Source organism: uncultured Phycicoccus sp. (assembly GCF_947495705.1).
GTDB lineage: Bacteria > Actinomycetota > Actinomycetes > Actinomycetales > Dermatophilaceae > Phycicoccus.
Window position 1 is genome coordinate 48,287 of sequence record NZ_CANLZR010000012.1, and the last position, 18,142, is coordinate 66,428.

General features: G+C 69.1%; 22 protein-coding genes and 1 pseudogene. 22 read left to right on the plus strand and 1 reads right to left on the minus strand.

What is annotated here, in order from left to right; translation table 11 throughout:
- Positions 1 to 55: 55 nt before the first annotated feature.
- The 8 genes from Q0963_RS14895 to tuf all read left to right on the plus strand — a co-directional run bounded on the left by Q0963_RS14895 (position 56) and on the right by tuf (position 10,467).
- Positions 56 to 3,943, plus strand: coding sequence for a DNA-directed RNA polymerase subunit beta' (locus Q0963_RS14895; RefSeq protein ID WP_299447509.1), 3,888 nt, complete (start codon positions 56 to 58; stop codon positions 3,941 to 3,943).
- A 111-nt stretch (positions 3,944 to 4,054) separates the two neighbouring features.
- Positions 4,055 to 4,744 (plus strand): spermidine synthase, encoded by a 690-nt coding sequence (locus Q0963_RS14900; RefSeq protein WP_299447512.1) that lies wholly within the window; start codon positions 4,055 to 4,057, stop codon positions 4,742 to 4,744.
- A 4-nt stretch (positions 4,745 to 4,748) separates the two neighbouring features.
- Complete coding sequence (locus Q0963_RS14905; RefSeq protein ID WP_299447514.1) at positions 4,749 to 5,285, plus strand: GNAT family N-acetyltransferase; 537 nt, start codon at positions 4,749 to 4,751, stop codon at positions 5,283 to 5,285.
- Positions 5,282 to 5,779 (plus strand): DinB family protein, encoded by a 498-nt coding sequence (locus tag Q0963_RS14910; protein ID WP_299447516.1) that lies wholly within the window; start codon positions 5,282 to 5,284, stop codon positions 5,777 to 5,779. Before Q0963_RS14905 ends, Q0963_RS14910 begins: the two co-directional genes overlap by 4 nt.
- 298 nt (positions 5,780 to 6,077) lie before the next feature.
- Positions 6,078 to 6,452, plus strand: a complete 375-nt coding sequence (gene rpsL / locus Q0963_RS14915; protein WP_299447518.1) for a 30S ribosomal protein S12 — start codon at positions 6,078 to 6,080, stop codon at positions 6,450 to 6,452.
- Complete coding sequence (gene rpsG, locus Q0963_RS14920) at positions 6,452 to 6,922, plus strand: 30S ribosomal protein S7 (protein WP_299447520.1); 471 nt, start codon at positions 6,452 to 6,454, stop codon at positions 6,920 to 6,922. The genes rpsL and rpsG overlap by 1 nt, the downstream gene beginning before the upstream one ends.
- A gap of 114 nt (positions 6,923 to 7,036) precedes the next feature.
- Positions 7,037 to 9,151 (plus strand): elongation factor G, encoded by a 2,115-nt coding sequence (gene fusA, locus Q0963_RS14925; RefSeq protein ID WP_299447522.1) that lies wholly within the window; start codon positions 7,037 to 7,039, stop codon positions 9,149 to 9,151.
- 119 nt (positions 9,152 to 9,270) lie between these two features.
- Entirely contained in the window at positions 9,271 to 10,467 is a 1,197-nt protein-coding gene (gene tuf / locus Q0963_RS14930; protein WP_299447524.1) for an elongation factor Tu, read from the plus strand.
- Positions 10,468 to 10,547: 80 nt separating this feature from the next.
- Here the strand turns inward: tuf and Q0963_RS14935 are convergent, their stop codons facing one another.
- Complete coding sequence (locus Q0963_RS14935) at positions 10,548 to 11,081, minus strand: GNAT family N-acetyltransferase (protein WP_299447526.1); 534 nt, start codon at positions 11,079 to 11,081, stop codon at positions 10,548 to 10,550.
- Between the two features lie 387 nt (positions 11,082 to 11,468).
- Here Q0963_RS14935 and rpsJ point away from each other — a divergent pair, with 387 nt between their 5' ends.
- The 14 genes and pseudogenes from rpsJ to rplE all read left to right on the plus strand — a co-directional run bounded on the left by rpsJ (position 11,469) and on the right by rplE (position 18,142).
- A complete protein-coding gene (gene rpsJ / locus Q0963_RS14940; protein ID WP_012867945.1) occupies positions 11,469 to 11,777 on the plus strand; it encodes a 30S ribosomal protein S10 in 309 nt (102 codons plus the stop codon).
- Between the two features lie 8 nt (positions 11,778 to 11,785).
- Positions 11,786 to 12,442 carry a 50S ribosomal protein L3 gene (gene rplC, locus Q0963_RS14945; protein WP_299447529.1) on the plus strand — a complete coding sequence of 219 codons (657 nt, stop codon included), beginning with the start codon at positions 11,786 to 11,788 and terminating at the stop codon, positions 12,440 to 12,442.
- A 2-nt stretch (positions 12,443 to 12,444) separates the two neighbouring features.
- The gene (rplD, locus tag Q0963_RS14950) at positions 12,445 to 13,176 is read left to right on the plus strand and encodes a 50S ribosomal protein L4 (protein ID WP_299447531.1); all 732 of its coding nucleotides are present in this window, start codon (positions 12,445 to 12,447) and stop codon (positions 13,174 to 13,176) included.
- Entirely contained in the window at positions 13,173 to 13,472 is a 300-nt protein-coding gene (gene rplW / locus Q0963_RS14955; protein WP_299447534.1) for a 50S ribosomal protein L23, read from the plus strand. Before rplD ends, rplW begins: the two co-directional genes overlap by 4 nt.
- A 22-nt stretch (positions 13,473 to 13,494) precedes the next feature.
- Positions 13,495 to 14,331 carry a 50S ribosomal protein L2 gene (rplB, locus tag Q0963_RS14960; RefSeq protein ID WP_299447537.1) on the plus strand — a complete coding sequence of 279 codons (837 nt, stop codon included), beginning with the start codon at positions 13,495 to 13,497 and terminating at the stop codon, positions 14,329 to 14,331.
- Between the two features lie 12 nt (positions 14,332 to 14,343).
- Complete coding sequence (gene rpsS / locus Q0963_RS14965) at positions 14,344 to 14,625, plus strand: 30S ribosomal protein S19 (protein ID WP_299447540.1); 282 nt, start codon at positions 14,344 to 14,346, stop codon at positions 14,623 to 14,625.
- A complete protein-coding gene (gene rplV / locus Q0963_RS14970; protein ID WP_299447543.1) occupies positions 14,625 to 15,020 on the plus strand; it encodes a 50S ribosomal protein L22 in 396 nt (131 codons plus the stop codon). The genes rpsS and rplV overlap by 1 nt, the downstream gene beginning before the upstream one ends.
- Positions 15,020 to 15,817: a 30S ribosomal protein S3 gene (gene rpsC, locus Q0963_RS14975; protein WP_299447546.1), complete on the plus strand. Its 798-nt coding sequence runs from the start codon at positions 15,020 to 15,022 to the stop codon at positions 15,815 to 15,817. The genes rplV and rpsC overlap by 1 nt, the downstream gene beginning before the upstream one ends.
- A gap of 2 nt (positions 15,818 to 15,819) precedes the next feature.
- Positions 15,820 to 16,239 (plus strand): 50S ribosomal protein L16, encoded by a 420-nt coding sequence (gene rplP, locus Q0963_RS14980; RefSeq protein WP_299447549.1) that lies wholly within the window; start codon positions 15,820 to 15,822, stop codon positions 16,237 to 16,239.
- Positions 16,239 to 16,451 (plus strand): annotated as a pseudogene (rpmC, locus tag Q0963_RS14985) (50S ribosomal protein L29); the annotation flags it as partial. The gene rplP and the pseudogene rpmC, both read left to right, overlap by 1 nt.
- 20 nt (positions 16,452 to 16,471) lie before the next feature.
- Entirely contained in the window at positions 16,472 to 16,762 is a 291-nt protein-coding gene (gene rpsQ, locus Q0963_RS14990) for a 30S ribosomal protein S17 (protein WP_299447553.1), read from the plus strand.
- Positions 16,763 to 16,860: 98 nt separating this feature from the next.
- A complete protein-coding gene (gene rplN, locus Q0963_RS14995; protein WP_299447555.1) occupies positions 16,861 to 17,229 on the plus strand; it encodes a 50S ribosomal protein L14 in 369 nt (122 codons plus the stop codon).
- A gap of 2 nt (positions 17,230 to 17,231) precedes the next feature.
- The gene (gene rplX / locus Q0963_RS15000; RefSeq protein WP_299447558.1) at positions 17,232 to 17,576 is read left to right on the plus strand and encodes a 50S ribosomal protein L24; all 345 of its coding nucleotides are present in this window, start codon (positions 17,232 to 17,234) and stop codon (positions 17,574 to 17,576) included.
- A gap of 5 nt (positions 17,577 to 17,581) precedes the next feature.
- Entirely contained in the window at positions 17,582 to 18,142 is a 561-nt protein-coding gene (gene rplE, locus Q0963_RS15005) for a 50S ribosomal protein L5 (RefSeq protein ID WP_299447561.1), read from the plus strand.

The window sequence follows — 18,142 nt, forward strand, 5'->3', positions numbered from 1 at the left end:
GCCCGACTCACCTCAGTCAGACCACAGATTTCGCAATAACGAGAGAAGGAACCACGTGCTCGACGTCAACTTCTTCGACGAGCTCCGCATCGGCCTCGCGACGGCCGACGCCATCCGTGCCTGGAGCCACGGCGAGGTCAAGAAGCCCGAGACGATCAACTACCGCACCCTCAAGCCCGAGAAGGACGGCCTCTTCTGCGAGAAGATCTTCGGCCCCACCCGGGACTGGGAGTGCGCCTGCGGCAAGTACAAGCGGGTCCGCTTCAAGGGCATCATCTGCGAGCGCTGTGGCGTCGAGGTCACCCGCGCCGCCGTGCGGCGTGAGCGGATGGGCCACATCGAGCTCGCCGCGCCCGTCACCCACATCTGGTACTTCAAGGGTGTCCCGAGCCGGCTCGGGTACCTCCTCGACCTCGCCCCGAAGGACCTCGAGAAGGTCATCTACTTCGCGGCCTACATGATCACGAGCGTCGACGAGGACCAGCGGCACGCCGACCTGCCCTCGCTCGAGGCCCAGATCCAGGTCGAGAAGAAGGAGATCGAGAACCGTCGCGACGCCGACGTCGAGGCCCGCGCCAAGAAGCTCGAGTCCGACATCGCGGCCCTCGAGGCCGACGGCGCCAAGTCCGACGCCAAGCGCAAGGTCCGCGACTCCGCCGAGCGCGAGATGAACGCGATCCGCCGCCGCGCCGACGCCCAGGTCGAGCGCCTCGAGCAGGTCTGGGACCGCTTCAAGAACCTCAAGGTCCAGGACCTCGAGGGCGACGAGGTCCTCTACCGCGAGATGCGGGACCGCTTCGGTCTCTACTTCGAGGGCGGCATGGGCGCCGCGGCGATCCAGAAGCGCCTCGAGACCTTCGACCTCGACGCCGAGTCGGAGTCGCTGCGCGAGACCATCACCACCGGCAAGGGCCAGCGCAAGACCCGCGCCCTCAAGCGGCTCAAGGTCGTCTCCGCCTTCATGACGACGACGAACCAGCCCGCGGGCATGGTCCTGGACGCCATCCCGGTCATCCCGCCGGACCTGCGCCCGATGGTGCAGCTCGACGGTGGGCGCTTCGCGACCTCCGACCTCAACGACCTGTACCGCCGGGTCATCAACCGGAACAACCGCCTCAAGCGGCTCCTGGACCTCGGTGCGCCCGAGATCATCGTCAACAACGAGAAGCGGATGCTCCAGGAGGCCGTCGACAGCCTCTTCGACAACGGCCGCCGTGGCCGCCCGGTCACCGGGCCGGGCAACCGGCCGCTGAAGTCGCTCTCGGACATGCTCAAGGGCAAGCAGGGCCGGTTCCGCCAGAACCTGCTCGGCAAGCGCGTCGACTACTCGGGCCGTTCGGTCATCGTCGTCGGCCCGCAGCTCAAGCTGCACCAGTGCGGCCTGCCGAAGCAGATGGCGCTCGAGCTGTTCAAGCCCTTCGTCATGAAGCGGCTCGTCGACCTCGACCACGCCCAGAACATCAAGTCGGCCAAGCGGATGGTCGAGCGTCAGCGCCCGGTCGTGTGGGACGTCCTCGAAGAGGTCATCACCGAGCACCCCGTGCTGCTCAACCGTGCGCCCACGCTGCACCGCCTCGGCATCCAGGCCTTCGAGCCGCAGCTCGTCGAGGGCAAGGCCATCCAGATCCACCCGCTCGTCTGCACCGCGTTCAACGCGGACTTCGACGGTGACCAGATGGCCGTGCACGTGCCGCTGTCGGCGGAGGCCCAGGCCGAGGCCCGCATCCTCATGCTGTCCTCGAACAACATCCTCAAGCCGGCCGACGGCCGCCCCGTGACCATGCCCACCCAGGACATGATCATTGGCCTGTACCACCTCACCTCCGAGGTGGAGGACGGCAAGGGCGCCGGGCGCTACTTCAGCGGCCCGGCCGAGGCGCGGATGGCCTTCGACGCGGGCGAGATCGAGCTCGGTTCGGTCGTCAAGATCCGCCTCGAGCACCTCGTCCCGACCCCGCTGTCGGAGCTGCCCGAGGGTGTCGAGGTCGACGAGTCCGGGTTCGCGAAGGCCCTGACGCTCGAGACGACCCTCGGCCGCGCGCTCTTCAACGAGACGCTGCCCGAGGACTACCCGTTCGTCAACGACCAGGTCGACAAGAAGCGGCTGTCGACGATCGTCAACGACCTCGCCGAGCGCTACAGCAAGGTGCAGGTCGCGGCGAGCCTCGACGCGCTCAAGGAGTACGGCTTCCACTGGGCGACCCGCTCGGGCATCACGGTGGCCATCTCCGACGTCGTCACCCCGCCCCGCAAGATCGAGATCCTCGAGGCCTACGAGGACAAGGCGACCAAGGTCCAGACCCAGTACGAGCGCGGTCTCATCACCGACGACGAGCGCCGCCAGGAGCTCATCGAGATCTGGACCCAGGCGACGAACGAGGTCGCCAAGGAGATGGAAGCCAACATCCCGCGGAGCAACACCATCTACCGGATGGTCAGCTCGGGTGCTCGTGGTAACTGGATGCAGCTGCGGCAGATCGCCGGTATGCGAGGGCTGGTGTCCAACCCGAAGGGCGACATCATCCCGCGCCCGATCCGCGCGAACTTCCGCGAGGGCCTCACGGTGCTCGAGTTCTTCATCTCGACGCACGGCTCGCGTAAGGGTCTGGCCGACACCGCGCTGCGGACCGCCGACTCCGGGTACCTCACCCGGCGCCTCGTCGACGTCTCGCAGGACGTCATCGTCCGTGAGGACGACTGCGGCACCGAGCGTGGCCTGCCCATGCCGATCGCGGCCACCGACGAGCGCACCGGGACCCGCACGGTCCACGACGACGTCGAGACCTCGGTCTACGCCCGCTCGCTCGCCGAGGACGTCGTCCAGGGCAAGGAGGTGCTGGCGCAGGCCGGCATCGACCTCGGGGACGTCGTCATCGGTGCGCTGTTCGCGGCCGGCGTCGACTCGGTCAAGGTGCGCTCCGTGCTCACCTGCGACTCCAAGGTCGGCACCTGTGCCAAGTGCTACGGCCGCTCGCTCGCCACGGGCAAGCTCGTCGACATCGGTGAGGCCGTCGGCATCATCGCGGCGCAGTCCATCGGTGAGCCGGGCACCCAGCTGACGATGCGGACCTTCCACACCGGTGGTGTGGCCGGTGACGACATCACCCAGGGTCTGCCGCGTGTCGTCGAGCTCTTCGAGGCGCGTACGCCCAAGGGTGTCTCGCCGATCGCCGAGGCCTCCGGCCGGGTGACCATCGAGGAGACCGACAAGGCACGGCGCATCCTGGTCACCCCGGACGACGGCTCCGAGGAGCACGCCTACCCGGTCACCAAGCGGGCGCGGCTGCTCGTCTCCGACGGCCAGCACGTCGAGGTCGGCACCCAGCTGACCCAGGGCTCGATCGACCCCAAGCAGGTCCTTCGGATCCTCGGGCCGCGCAAGACGCAGGAGCACCTCGTCGACGAGGTGCAGCGCGTCTACCGCCAGCAGGGTGTGTCGATCCACGACAAGCACATCGAGGTCATCGTCCGGCAGATGCTGCGCCGGATCACGATCATCGAGGAGGGCGACGCCGACCTGCTCCCGGGCATGCTCGCCGAGCGTGGGCGCTTCGAGTCCGAGAACCGCCGGGTCGTGTCCGAGGGTGGCAAGCCCGCCTCCGGCCGTCCCGAGCTCATGGGCATCACGAAGGCCTCGCTCGCGACCGAGTCGTGGCTGTCGGCGGCGTCCTTCCAGGAGACGACCCGCGTCCTCACCGAGGCGGCGATGGAGGGCAAGTCCGACCCGCTGCTCGGCCTCAAGGAGAACGTCATCCTCGGCAAGCTCATCCCCGCGGGTACCGGCCTTCCCCGGTACCGCAACATCGCGGTCGAGCCCACCGAGGAGGCCAAGGCGGCGATGTACTCGATGCCGAACTACGAGGACTACGCGTTCTCGTTCGGCCCGGGCTCCGGCGAGGCCGTGCGCCTCGACGACTCCGAGCTCGGTCTCGACCGGCTCTGATACGTCGCTGACGTCCGCACGGGCGGGCACCACGGTGGGAGACCACCGGGTGCCCGCCCGTCGGCGTTGCGGGGGGTGCGCGGTGCGGCGCCGCGCCCTAGGGTCCGGGACGTGGGCGAGGTCGTGACGGTGGCGCGCGAGGACACCCCGGACGGCGAGGTCGCGCTCCGCCGCCGGGGCGAGGTGCTCGAGCTCGTCGTCGACGGCGCCTTCGCGATGGACACCGTCGACACCTCGACCGAGGTGCTGCTCGCCGGGACCCTGCGCCGCCACCCCGACCCGCGGCGGGTCCTCGTCGGCGGGCTGGGCCTCGGGTTCACCACCCGGGCGGTCCTGGACGACCCGCGCGTCGCGCACGTCGACGTCGTCGAGCTGGCCGCGCCCCTCGTGCGCTGGGCGCGGGCCGGCGTCGTCGCGGAGCTCGCGGGCCTGGAGGGGCCACGCTGTGCCCTGCACGTCGGCGACGTCGCCCGGGTCCTCGACGGGACGGTGCCACCGCAGGGGCCGTGGGACGCGATCCTGCTCGACGTCGACAACGGCCCGGGCTTCCTCGTCCACGCCACGAACGCCCCTCTCTACGAGGCCGACACGCTCCGGTCCTGCCGGGCAGCGCTGCGCCCCGGCGGCCTCCTCGTCGTGTGGTCCTCGCACCGGGCGCCCGAGCTGCTGCACCGGCTGGCCGGCATCGGGGAACGCGGTGACGTCGCCGACGAGGAGGTGCTCGCGGTGAGCCGCGAGGGCCGCACCTTCGAGTACGCCCTCTACACGTTGGCGCGCGGGCGCGACGGCGGGGGAGGATGACCCGGTGCGCCCCGACCTCGTCATCCGCCCCGAGACCCCAGCCGACCACGACGACGTGGCGGCGCTGCTCGACGCGGCGTTCCCCGTGCCGCCGGGCGCGCGCCGGTCGGCCGAGGCGGCGCTCGTCGACGGGCTCCGGGCCGACGGGGACGTGCTGGCCGAGCTGACCTTCGTCGCCGAGCTCGACGCCGGCGTCGCCGGGGTCGTCGTGTGCAGCCGGGCGACGATGGGGGAGGGGCCGTCCGTGGGCCTCGGGCCGCTGGCCGTCCGCCCGGACCTGCAGGGCCAGGGCATCGGCTCGGCGCTCGTCGCCGCGGTGGTCGTCACCGCCGACCAGCGCCGGGAGCCCTCCCTCGTCCTCCTCGGCGACCCGGAGTACTACGCGATCTTCGGCTTCGAGACCGCCGCCGGGCGGGGAGTGGGGGCGCCGGGGCCCTGGCCGGACCGGTTCTTCCAGGTGCGACCCCTCCAGGCCTGGCGGCCCTACCTCGCCGGCCCGTTCCGGTACGCGCCCGCCTTCGACCGGATGGAGCAGCCGTGACCGACGAGCCGGACCGCGCCCTGCTGACCCGGCACCTGTCGGCCCAGCGCCGGCACGTCCTGTCCCAGCTCGACGGGCTCGCCGACGAGCAGCTGCGGACCGCGGTGCTGCCGTCGGGCTGGACGCCCCTGGGCCTCGTGCGCCACCTCACCCTCTCCGACGAGCGGTACTGGTTCGAGGTCGTCGTCGCCGGCGGGTCGCTGGACTACTGGCCCGAGGGCGAGAACGCGGACTGGCACGTCGGGGACGACGAAGCCGCCGGCGACGTCGTCGAGGCCTACCGCGCCGCGATCGCCGTCTCCGACGGCATCCTCGCGGCCACCCCGCTGGACGCCCCGCCCGCGCGCCCCGAGGCGTGGTGGAGCGAGGCGGGCATGCACTTCCCCGACGTGCGCAGCATCGTCCTCCACGTCCTCGTCGAGACGGCCACGCACGCCGGGCACCTCGACGCCGCCCGTGAGTCCCTCGACGGCCGCCAGTACATCGTCCTCTGAGCAGGGGCCCCGGGCGCCCGCGATTTGGAGGGGCTCCGCACCGGCCGGTAGTCTGGGTCATCGTGTCTGGCTAGGTCCAGACCCTGGAGTCGCGGACATCGCCGAGAGGCACCGGACGCGGCCTCGCCCACCTCTTGCCGGGCGCCCCGACCACACCACCCTCCCGGGGGTGGCGCATGGGGAATGCAGGGAAGAGCAGCCGGTGCGACACACCCGAACGCGGGGGTCGAGCAGCGGCCATGACAAGGAGCGACGGCACCCACGCCGCCGCTTGACCAGACCAGACGAAGGACTCAGGTTGCCTACCATCAACCAGCTGGTGCGCAAGGGCCGGCAGGACAAGACCACCAAGGTCAAGACTCCTGCCCTCAAGGGCTCTCCGCAGCGCCGCGGCGTGTGCACGCGTGTGTACACCACCACCCCGAAGAAGCCGAACTCCGCCCTCCGCAAGGTCGCCCGCGTGCGCCTCACGAGCGGCATCGAGGTCACCGCCTACATCCCCGGTGTCGGCCACAACCTCCAGGAGCACTCGATGGTGCTCGTCCGCGGCGGTCGCGTGAAGGACCTGCCAGGCGTGCGCTACAAGATCATCCGCGGCGCCCTCGACACCCAGGGCGTCAAGAACCGTCAGCAGGCGCGGAGCCGCTACGGCGCGAAGAAGGTGAAGGGCTGATGCCTCGTAAGGGTCCCGCTCCGAAGCGGCCGCTCGTCATCGACCCGGTCCACCAGTCCCCGCTGGTGACCGCGCTCGTCAACAAGGTCCTCCTCGACGGCAAGAAGTCCACCGCCGAGCGCATCGTCTACGGCGCGCTCGAGGGCTGCCAGCAGAAGACCGGCACCGACCCGGTGCAGACGCTCAAGCGCGCGCTCGACAACATCAAGCCGACCCTTGAGGTCAAGTCCCGCCGCGTCGGCGGTGCGACCTACCAGGTCCCGATCGAGGTCAAGCCCAACCGGGCGACGACCCTGTCGCTGCGCTGGCTCGTCGGCTACTCGCGTCAGCGGCGCGAGAAGACGATGACCGAGCGGCTCATGAACGAGATCCTCGACGCGTCCAACGGCCTCGGTGCCGCGGTGAAGCGTCGTGAGGACACCCACAAGATGGCCGAGTCGAACAAGGCCTTCGCGCACTACCGCTGGTGACCATCACCGGGGAGCCCGGCCGCCCACCGGCGGCCGGCTCCCCGGCCCACCGGTGACCGCCCACGGGCGCCACCGGACCGCACCCCCCGAAGCGACGAGACGAGAGCACAGAACGTGGCACAGGACGTCCTGACGGACCTCACGAAGGTCCGCAACATCGGCATCATGGCGCACATCGACGCCGGCAAGACGACGGCGACGGAGCGCATCCTCTTCTACACCGGCGTCAACCGGAAGATGGGCGAGACGCACGACGGCGCCTCGACCACCGACTGGATGGAGCAGGAGAAGGAGCGGGGGATCACCATCACCTCCGCGGCGGTCACCTCCTTCTGGGAGGACCACCAGATCAACATCATCGACACCCCCGGGCACGTCGACTTCACCGTCGAGGTCGAGCGCTCGCTGCGCGTCCTCGACGGCGCCGTCGCCGTGTTCGACGGCAAGGAGGGTGTCGAGCCGCAGTCCGAGACCGTGTGGCGCCAGGCCGACAAGTACGGCGTGCCCCGCATCTGCTTCGTCAACAAGATGGACAAGCTCGGCGCGGACTTCTACTTCACCGTCGACACCATCAAGGACCGCCTCGGTGCCGAGCCCCTCGTGCTCCAGCTGCCGATCGGGGCCGAGAACGACTTCATCGGCGTCGTCGACCTCATCTACAAGCGCGCGCTCGTCTGGGAGGGCGACGCCAAGGGCGATGTGACCCTCGGCGCGAAGTACGAGATCCAGGAGATCCCGGCCGACCTCATGGACAAGGTGGAGGAGTACCGCCACCACCTCATCGAGCGGGTCGCCGAGGCCGACGACGCCCTCATGGAGAAGTACCTCGAGGGTGGCGAGCTCTCCCCGGAGGAGATCAAGGCCGGCATCCGCAAGCTCACCATCGCCTCCGAGGTCTACCCGGTCCTCTGCGGCTCGGCGTTCAAGAACCGCGGCGTCCAGCCGATGCTCGACGCCGTCGTGGACTACCTCCCCTCGCCCATCGACGTCCCCGCGATGCAGGGTCACGCGCCCGGCAACGAGGACGAGCACATCTCGCGCAAGCCGAGCAAGGACGAGCCGTTCTCCGCGCTCGCCTTCAAGGTCGCCTCGCACCCGTTCTTCGGCACGCTCACCTTCATCCGGGTCTACTCCGGCCACATCTCGTCGGGGACCCAGGTGCTCAACAGCACCAAGATCAAGAAGGAGCGCATCGGGAAGCTCTTCCAGATGCACGCCAACAAGGAGAACCCGGTCGAGGAGGCGATGGCGGGGCACATCTACGCCGCCATCGGCCTGAAGTCGACGACCACGGGCGACACCCTGTGCAACATCGACCACCCCGTCGTCCTCGAGTCGATGACCTTCCCCGAGCCCGTCATCCAGGTGGCCATCGAGCCCAAGACCAAGGGTGACCAGGAGAAGCTGTCGATGGCGATCCAGAAGCTCGCCGAGGAGGACCCGACGTTCCAGGTCAACCTCGACGAGGAGACCGGCCAGACGATCATCGCCGGCATGGGCGAGCTCCACCTCGACATCCTCGTCGACCGGATGAAGCGCGAGTTCAAGGTCGAGGCGAACGTCGGCAAGCCGCAGGTCGCCTACCGCGAGACGATCCGCCGCGGCCTCGAGCGCTTCGACTACACCCACAAGAAGCAGACGGGTGGGTCGGGCCAGTTCGCGAAGATCCAGATCGCGCTCGAGCCGCTCGACACGGCCGAGGGCGAGCTGTACGAGTTCGACAACAAGGTCACCGGCGGTCGCGTCCCGCGCGAGTACATCCCGTCGGTCAACGCCGGTATCCAGGACGCCATGCAGTACGGCATCCTCGCCGGCTACCCGCTCGTCGGGATCAAGGCGACGCTCCTGGACGGTGCGGCCCACGACGTCGACTCCTCGGAGATGGCGTTCAAGATCGCCGGCTCCATGGCGCTCAAGGAGGCCGTGCGCAAGTGCGACCCGGTCCTCCTCGAGCCGATGATGGCCGTCGAGGTCCGCACGCCCGAGGACTACATGGGCGAGGTCATCGGCGACATCAACTCCCGCCGTGGCCAGATCCAGGCCATGGAGGACATCAGCGGCGCCAAGATCGTCCGCGGGCTCGTCCCGCTGTCGGAGATGTTCGGCTACGTCGGGGACCTGCGGTCCAAGACCCAGGGCCGGGCGAACTACTCGATGGAGTTCGACTCCTACGCCGAGGTCCCCAAGTCCGTGGCCGAGGAGATCATCAAGAAGACCCGGGGCGAGTGACCGCTAGACTGGTCGCTGGTCTCTGTAGAGAAGCATCCCAACCCATCCCATAGACGACGCCACGTCCTGCCCGGTCGTTTCGGCGTTACCCAGAAGAGAGTCCTGAGGAGGACATCACAGTGGCGAAGGCAAAGTTCGAGCGGACCAAGCCGCACGTCAACATCGGAACCATCGGTCACATCGACCACGGGAAGACGACGCTGACGGCTGCGATCTCAAAGGTCCTGCACGACAAGTACCCGGACCTGAACCCCCAGTTCGCGTTCGACGACATCGACAAGGCGCCTGAGGAGAAGCAGCGCGGTATCACCATCTCCATCGCGCACATCGAGTACCAGACGGAGCAGCGTCACTACGCTCACGTCGACTGCCCGGGTCACGCGGACTACGTGAAGAACATGATCACGGGTGCCGCCCAGATGGACGGCGCGATCCTGGTCGTGGCGGCCACCGACGGCCCGATGCCCCAGACGAAGGAGCACGTCCTCCTGGCCCGCCAGGTCGGCGTCCCCTACATCGTCGTGGCGCTCAACAAGGCCGACATGGTCGACGACGAGGAGATCCTCGAGCTCGTCGAGATGGAGGTGCGTGAGCTCCTCACGTCCTACGAGTTCCCGGGCGACGACCTCCCGGTCGTCAAGGTCTCGGCGCTCAAGGCGCTCGAGGGCGACGCCGAGTGGGGCCAGACGGTCCTCGAGCTCATGGACGCCGTGGACACCTACATCCCGGAGCCCGAGCGCGACACCGACAAGCCGTTCCTCATGCCCGTCGAGGACGTCTTCACGATCACCGGTCGTGGCACCGTCGTCACCGGTCGTATCGAGCGCGGCATCCTCAAGGTCAACGAGGAGGTCGAGATCGTCGGCATCCACACCGGCCCGGCGACCAAGACCACCGCGACCGGCATCGAGATGTTCCGCAAGCTCCTCGACGAGGGTCGTGCGGGCGAGAACGTCGGCCTGCTCCTGCGTGGCATCAAGCGTGAGGACGTCGAGCGCGGCCAGGTCGTGGTCAAGCCCGGCTCCATCACGCCGCACACCAACTTCGAGGCCAACGTCTACATCCTGTCCAAGGACGAGGGTGGCCGGCACACGCCGTTCTACGACAACTACCGTCCGCAGTTCTACTTCCGGACCACGGACGTCACCGGTGTCGTGAAGCTGCCCGAGGGCACCGAGATGGTCATGCCCGGCGACAACACCGAGATGTCGGTCGAGCTCATCCAGCCGATCGCCATGGAGGAGGGCCTGCGCTTCGCCATCCGCGAGGGCGGCCGTACCGTCGGCGCCGGCCGGGTCACCAAGATCAACCAGTGACCTGACGCCGGTCACCACCGGCACACCGAAGGGCCCCCGCACCGCTCCTGGTGCGGGGGTCCTTCGCCGTCATCGGGGGGTCAGCGGGTCGCGAGCCACTCCGCGCGGGTCAGCTCGCCCGCCCAGGCCCCGTCGCGCAGGCCCGTCGGGCGCATCCCCAGGCGGCGCATCACCCCGCGGGAGGGGAGGTTGTCGACCGCGGTGTCGGCGACGACGCGCTCGAGCCCCGCTGCGCCGAAGCCGTGGTCGAGGAGGGCCCGGGCGCCCTCGGTGGCCAGCCCACGGCCCCACGCCCGGACGTGGAGGCGCCACCCGATCTCGGCGAGGCCGGGGGCCGCCGGGGTGAGGAGCCACCAGCCGACGAACCGGTGGCCCTCCAGGCCCGCCCAGTAGCCGAGCCCCATCGCGTCGTTCCCGGGGTCGAACCGGGCGAGCATCCGGTCGTGCACCTGGTGCGCCGTCCCGGCCGGCTCGAGGAACCGGGTGACCTCCGGGTCGGCGTCGAGTGCCTCGACGTCCGCCAGGTCGTCCCAGGTGAGGGGCCGCAGTGTGAGCCGCTCGGTCACGAGGGTGGGGCGCCCCAGCGGGGCGTTCCTACGGCGGCGGTGGCTCATCGCCCCATCCTCCTCGCCGGCGGGCCTCCCGGGGGACGCGCCGCGTGGTCGGGGGTGCGTGGGGGAGGGGCCGGGCGGGTGTAGGGCCCGATTTGGAGGAGGGGCCCGGCCTCTGGCACACTGGCTGGGTTGCTTGGCGTGCGTGAGCGATCCGAGAGGGTCCATCACGCCCACCGCGACGAGGACTCGAACCGCCGGTCGGCGGGGCGGCTCGTCTGCGAAGAGCCAGGCCCCCCGGTTCCACCGGGCTGAAGATCCCACGGACGTGGTGCGGGTTCCCGCACGCCGCTCGTGAGCGGAGTTAGGGCGACACGCCCGACCTCGGGGGTCGGAGGCCTCGGAGCCGCACTGAGACACATGGACGGCGAGAGAGAGACGGAACATCAGATGGCGGGACAGAAGATCCGCATCCGGTTGAAGTCGTATGACCACGAGGTCATCGACAGCTCGGCGCGCAAGATCGTCGACACCGTGACCCGCGCGGGTGCGACCGTGGTCGGCCCCGTGCCGCTGCCGACGGAGAAGAACGTGTTCTGCGTCATCCGGTCGCCGCACAAGTACAAGGACAGCCGCGAGCACTTCGAGATGCGCACGCACAAGCGCCTCATCGACATCATCGACCCGACGCCCAAGGCCGTCGACTCGCTGATGCGTCTCGACCTCCCGGCTGACGTCAACATCGAGATCAAGCTCTGAGGCTCGCGATGACCACCACTGCCACGAAGACCCAGAAGGGTCTGCTGGGTACCAAGCTCGGCATGACCCAGATGTGGGACGAGACCAACCGCCTCGTGCCCGTCACCGTGATCCAGGCCGGCCCCAACGTCGTGACCCAGGTCCGCGACGCCGGGACCGACGGCTACTCCGCCGTCCAGCTCGGCTTCGGCGCGATCGACCCGCGCAAGGTGACCAAGCCGCTCACCGGCCACTTCGACAAGGCCGGCGTCACGCCGCGCCGCTTCCTCATCGAGATCCGCACCGCGGACGCCGGTGAGTACACCCTCGGCCAGGAGATCGGCGCCGACACGTTCGAGGCCGGCCAGGCCGTCGACGTCTCGGCGACGACCAAGGGCAAGGGCTTCGCCGGTGTCATGAAGCGTCACGGCTTCCACGGCGTCAGCTCCTCGCACGGTTCGCACAAGAACCACCGCAAGCCCGGCTCGATCGGCGGGTGTGCCACCCCCGGTCGCGTGTTCAAGGGCATGCGCATGGCCGGCCGCATGGGCGGCGTGCGCCAGACGACGCAGAACCTCACCATCCACGCCGTGGACGCCGACAAGGGCCTGCTGCTGGTCAAGGGCGCCGTCCCCGGCCCGCGCGGCGCGGTCGTCCTCGTCCGCTCGGCCGCGAAGGGGGCCTGACCATGGCTACCAAGACGCTCGACGTCACCCTCCCCTCGGAGATCTTCGACGTCCAGACCAACGTGCCGCTGATCCACCAGGTCGTCGTCGCGCAGCTCGCCGCCGCCCGCCAGGGCACGCACGCGACGAAGACGCGCGGTGAGGTCCGTGGTGGCGGTCGCAAGCCGTACCGCCAGAAGGGCACCGGCCGCGCCCGTCAGGGCTCGACCCGCGCCCCGCAGTTCGCCGGCGGTGGCACCGTCCACGGCCCGCAGCCGCGGGACTACGCCCAGCGGACCCCCAAGAAGATGAAGGCCGCCGCCCTGCGTGGCGCCCTCTCGGACCGGGCCCGTCACGGCCGCATCCACGTCGTCGAGGCCATCGCCACCGGCGAGGCCCCCTCGACCAAGGACGCGCGCACCCTGTTCGCCGGTCTCACCGAGCGGCCGAACGTGCTCGTCGTGCTGGACCGTACCGACATCGTCTCGATGAAGTCGGTGCGCAACCTCGCCGAGGTGCACGTGCTCGCGGTCGACCAGCTCAACACCTACGACGTGCTGTGCGCCGACGACGTCGTCTTCACCAAGGCCGCCTACGAGGCGTTCACCGGTGAGACGGTCCAGGCGTCCAAGCCGGCCAAGAAGGCCGCGGCGAAGAAGACCGCAGCCAAGGCCGAGCCGGGCCCCGCTGACGGTGCCGCCGACAACGACGACGTCGGCGTTGCCGGCAGCGACAACGGGGAGGACGAGAAGTGAGCCAGGCCAAGAACCCCCGCGACATCCTGATCGCGCCGGTCGTGTCCGAGAAGTCCTACGGGCTGCTCGACGAGGGCAAGTACACCTTCCTCGTCGACCCGCGCTCGAACAAGACCGAGATCAAGATCGCCGTCGAGCAGGTCTTCGGCGTCAAGGTCGACTCGGTGCACACCATGAACCGCCAGGGCAAGACCCGCCGTACGCGGTTCGGCATCGGCAAGCGCAAGGACACCAAGCGCGCGATCGTCACCCTCCGCGAGGGCTCGATCGACATCTTCGGCAGCGCCGGCGCCTGAGGAAGCTGAGGACTGAACAGACATGGGTATCCGTAAGTACAAGCCGACGACGCCGGGGCGTCGCGGGTCGAGCGTGGCCGACTTCGTCGAAGTCACCCGCTCCACCCCCGAGAAGTCCCTCGTCCGCCCGCTGTCCAAGAGTGGGGGCCGCAACAACAACGGCCGTATCACCACCCGCCACATCGGTGGGGGCCACAAGCGCGCCTACCGCGTGATCGACTTCCGTCGTCACGACAAGGACGGCGTCCCCGCCAAGGTCGCTCACATCGAGTACGACCCCAACCGCACGGCGCGCATCGCGCTCCTGCATTACGCCGACGGCGAGAAGCGCTACATCCTGGCCCCCAAGGGCCTGGTGCAGGGCATGGCCGTCGAGAACGGCCCGGCTGCCGACATCAAGCCCGGCAACAGCCTGCCGCTGCGGCACATCCCGACCGGTACGGTCGTCCACGCCGTCGAGCTCCGGCCCGGTGGCGGTGCGAAGATCGCCCGCTCGGCCGGTGTCCGCGTGCAGCTCGTCGCCAAGGACGGCCCCTACGCGCAGCTGCGTATGCCGTCCGGCGAGATCCGCAACGTCGACGTGCGCTGCCGCGCCACCGTCGGCGAGGTCGGCAACGCCGAGCAGTCGAACATCAACTGGGGCAAGGCCGGCCGCATGCGCTGGAAGGGCAAGCGCCCGACCGTCCGTGGTGTCGTCATGAACCCGGTGGACCACCCGCACGGTGGTGGTGAGGGCCGGACCTCCGGTGGTCGTCACCCCGTGTCGCCGTGGGGCAAGCCCGAGGGCCGCACCCGCCGCCCCGGCAAGCCCAGCGACAAGATGATCGTCCGCCGCCGCCGTACTGGCAAGAAGCGCTGATAGGAGCCTGGAATGCCTCGTAGCTTGAAGAAGGGCCCCTTCATCGACGACCACCTTCAGAAGAAGGTGGACGCTCAGAACGAAGCGGGCAGCAAGAACGTCATCAAGACCTGGTCGCGCCGGTCGGTCGTCTCGCCCGACATGCTCGGTCACACCCTCGCCGTCCACGACGGCCGCAAGCACGTCCCGGTGTTCGTCACCGAGGCGATGGTCGGCCACAAGCTCGGCGAGTTCGCACCGACCCGCACCTTCAAGGGTCACGTGAAGGACGACAAGAAGGGACGTCGTCGCTGATGGCCACCGAGAACAGCATCCTCGAGGCGCGGGCGATCGCTCGCCACGTCCGGGTGACGCCCATGAAGGCGCGCCGGGTCGTCGACCTCATCCGCGGCAAGAACACCGTCGAGGCCATCTCGGTCCTGCGCTTCGCTCCGCAGAGCGCGAGCGAGCCGGTCCTGAAGGTCCTCGAGTCCGCGATCGCCAACGCCCGGGTCCAGGCCGACAAGACCGCCGAGCGCTTCGACGAGCGTGAGCTCGTCGTCGCCAAGGCCTTCGTCGACGAGGGCCCCACGATGAAGCGGTTCCGCCCTCGGGCGCAGGGCCGCGCCAGCCGGATCAACAAGCGCACGAGCCACATCACCGTGGTCGTCGCGCCCAAGCCCACGAGCACGAACGGAGGCACTCGCTGATGGGCCAGAAGGTCAACCCGCACGGCTTCCGTCTCGGGATCACCACGGAGCACAAGAGCCGTTGGTTCGCCGACTCCACCAAGGAGGGTCAGCGCTACCGCGACTACGTCAAGGAGGACGTGGCGATCCGCAAGCTCATGTCCACGGGCATGGACCGCGCCGGTATCGCCCGCGTCGACATCGAGCGCACCCGTGACCGGGTCCGCGTCGACATCCACACCGCGCGTCCCGGCATCGTCATCGGCCGCCGCGGCGCCGAGGCCGACCGCATCCGCGGTGAGCTCGAGAAGCTCACCGGCAAGCAGGTGCAGCTCAACATCCTCGAGGTCAAGAACCCCGAGGTCGAGGCCCAGCTCGTCGCGCAGGGCATCGCCGAGCAGCTGTCGGCCCGTGTCTCCTTCCGTCGCGCCATGCGCAAGGGCATGCAGTCCGCCACCCGCGCCGGCGCCAAGGGCATCCGTGTCCAGGTCTCCGGCCGCCTCGGCGGCGCGGAGATGAGCCGTACCGAGTTCTACCGCGAGGGTCGCGTGCCGCTGCACACCCTGCGCGCGCAGATCGACTACGGCCTGTACGAGGCCAAGACCACGTTCGGGCGCATCGGCGTCAAGGTGTGGATCTACAAGGGCGACATGACCGCTCGCGAGCTGGCGGCCCAGCAGGCCACCGCGCCGCGTCAGGGTCGTGGCCCGCGTCGTGACGGCGCCGACCGTCCCGCGCGTGCCCGTCGCACCGAGGCCCCCGCCGCTGAGCAGGCCCCGGCCGAGCAGGCCCCGGCCGCGAAGACCGAGGAGTCCTGACCATGTTGATTCCCCGTCGAGTCAAGCACCGCAAGCAGCACCACCCCGGTCGTTCCGGGATGGCCAAGGGCGGTACGACGATCGCGTTCGGCGACTACGGCATCCAGGCTCTCGAGCCCGCCTACGTCACGAACCGTCAGATCGAGTCAGCGCGTATCGCGATGACCCGATACATCAAGCGTGGCGGAAAGGTCTGGATCAACATCTACCCGGACCGTCCGCTCACCAAGAAGCCGGCCGAGACCCGCATGGGGTCCGGTAAGGGTTCGCCCGAGTGGTGGATCGCCAACGTGAAGCCGGGCCGGATCATGTTCGAGCTCTCCGGTGTTCCGGAGGACATTGCGCGCGAGGCCATGCGCCTCGCCATGCACAAGCTGCCGATGAAGTGCCGCTTCGTCCAGCGTGAGGGTGGTGACTTCTGATGGCAGTCGGTTCCAAGGACCTGAGCCCCACGGAGCTGCGTGGCTTCGAGGACGACCGTCTGGTCGACGAGCTGCGCAAGGCCAAGGAGGAGCTGTTCAACCTCCGGTTCCAGTCGGCCACCGGCCAGCTGGACAACCACGGCCGGCTCCGCGCCGTCCGCAAGGACATCGCCCGGATCTACACCGAGATGCGTGAGCGCGAGCTCGGCATCGGCGTGAAGGGTGAGGCCAAGTGAGCGAGAAGAAGGACGAGACCGTGACGTCGACGATCGACCGCAGCTACCGCAAGACCCGCCAGGGCTACGTGGTCAGCGACAAGATGGACAAGACCGTCGTCGTCGAGGTCGAGGACCGCGTCAAGCACGCCCTCTACGGCAAGGTCATGCGCCGCTCGAGCAAGGTGAAGGCGCACGACGAGGCCAACTCGGCCGGCGTCGGCGACCGGGTCCTCATCATGGAGACCCGCCCCCTCTCGGCGACCAAGCGCTGGCGCGTCGTCGAGGTCCTCGAGAAGGCCAAGTAATGCCCTGCGGGGGGCACGCCCCCCGCACCCCCCGCCGTAGTTCGGCCAGGCTCTACGCCCCTGGCGTGGAGAACCAGCACGACATCTAGGAGATAACAGTGATCCAGCAGGAGTCGCGACTGCGAGTCGCCGACAACACCGGTGCGAAGGAGATTCTCTGCATCCGTGTTCTCGGTGGCTCCGGTCGCCGGTACGCCGGCATCGGCGACACGATCGTCGCCACCGTCAAGGACGCGATCCCCGGCGGAAACGTCAAGAAGGGTGACGTCGTCAAGGCCGTCATCGTGCGGACGAAGAAGGAGCGCCGTCGTGCCGACGGGTCCTACATCCGCTTCGACGAGAACGCCGCGGTCATCCTCCGCAACGACGGAGACCCGCGCGGGACGCGCATCTTCGGCCCCGTGGGCCGCGAGCTGCGCGAGAAGCGCTTCATGAAGATCATCAGCCTGGCGCCGGAGGTGCTCTGACCATGGCCAACAAGATCAAGAAGGGCGACACCGTCCAGGTGCTCGCCGGCAAGGACAAGGGCAGCACGGGCAAGGTCATCGCGGTCAACCGCGAGACCGGGCGCGTGACGGTCGAGGGTGTCAACCGGGTCACCCGGCACACCAAGGCCGGCGAGTCCGGCCGGGGCAGCCGCACCGGCGGGCTCATCGTCCAGGAGTCCCCGATCCACGTGAGCAACGTGGCCATCGTCGACCCGTCCGACAACAAGCCCACCCGGATCAAGACGCGCGTCGAGACCGTCGAGCGCGACGGCCGCCAGAAGACGACCCGGGTGCGCGTCGGCGCCCGCTCGGGCAAGGACCTGTGAGAGAGATGGCAGACACCGCGACCAAGCCCCGCCTCAAGGCGCGCTACCAGGACGAGATCAAGACCTCGCTCCGGGACCAGTTCGACTACTCCAACGTCATGCAGATCCCCGGCGTGACCAAGGTCGTCGTCAACATGGGTGTCGGCGACGCCGCCAAGGACAGCAAGCTCATCGAGGGCGCGATCCGCGACCTCACGGCGATCACCGGCCAGAAGCCGATCGTCACCCGGGCCCGCAAGTCCATCGCTCAGTTCAAGCTCCGTGAGGGCATGCCGATCGGCGCGCACACCACGCTGCGCGGCGACCGGATGTGGGAGTTCCTCGACCGTCTCGTGACGACCGCTCTCCCGCGCATCCGCGACTTCCGCGGCCTGTCCCCGAAGCAGTTCGACGGGCGTGGCAACTACACCTTCGGTCTCACCGAGCAGTCGATGTTCCACGAGATCGACCAGGACAAGATCGACCGGGTCCGCGGCATGGACATCACGGTCGTCACGACCGCGACGAACGACGACGAGGGTCGCGCGCTGCTCAAGGCGCTCGGCTTCCCGTTCAAGGAGAACTGA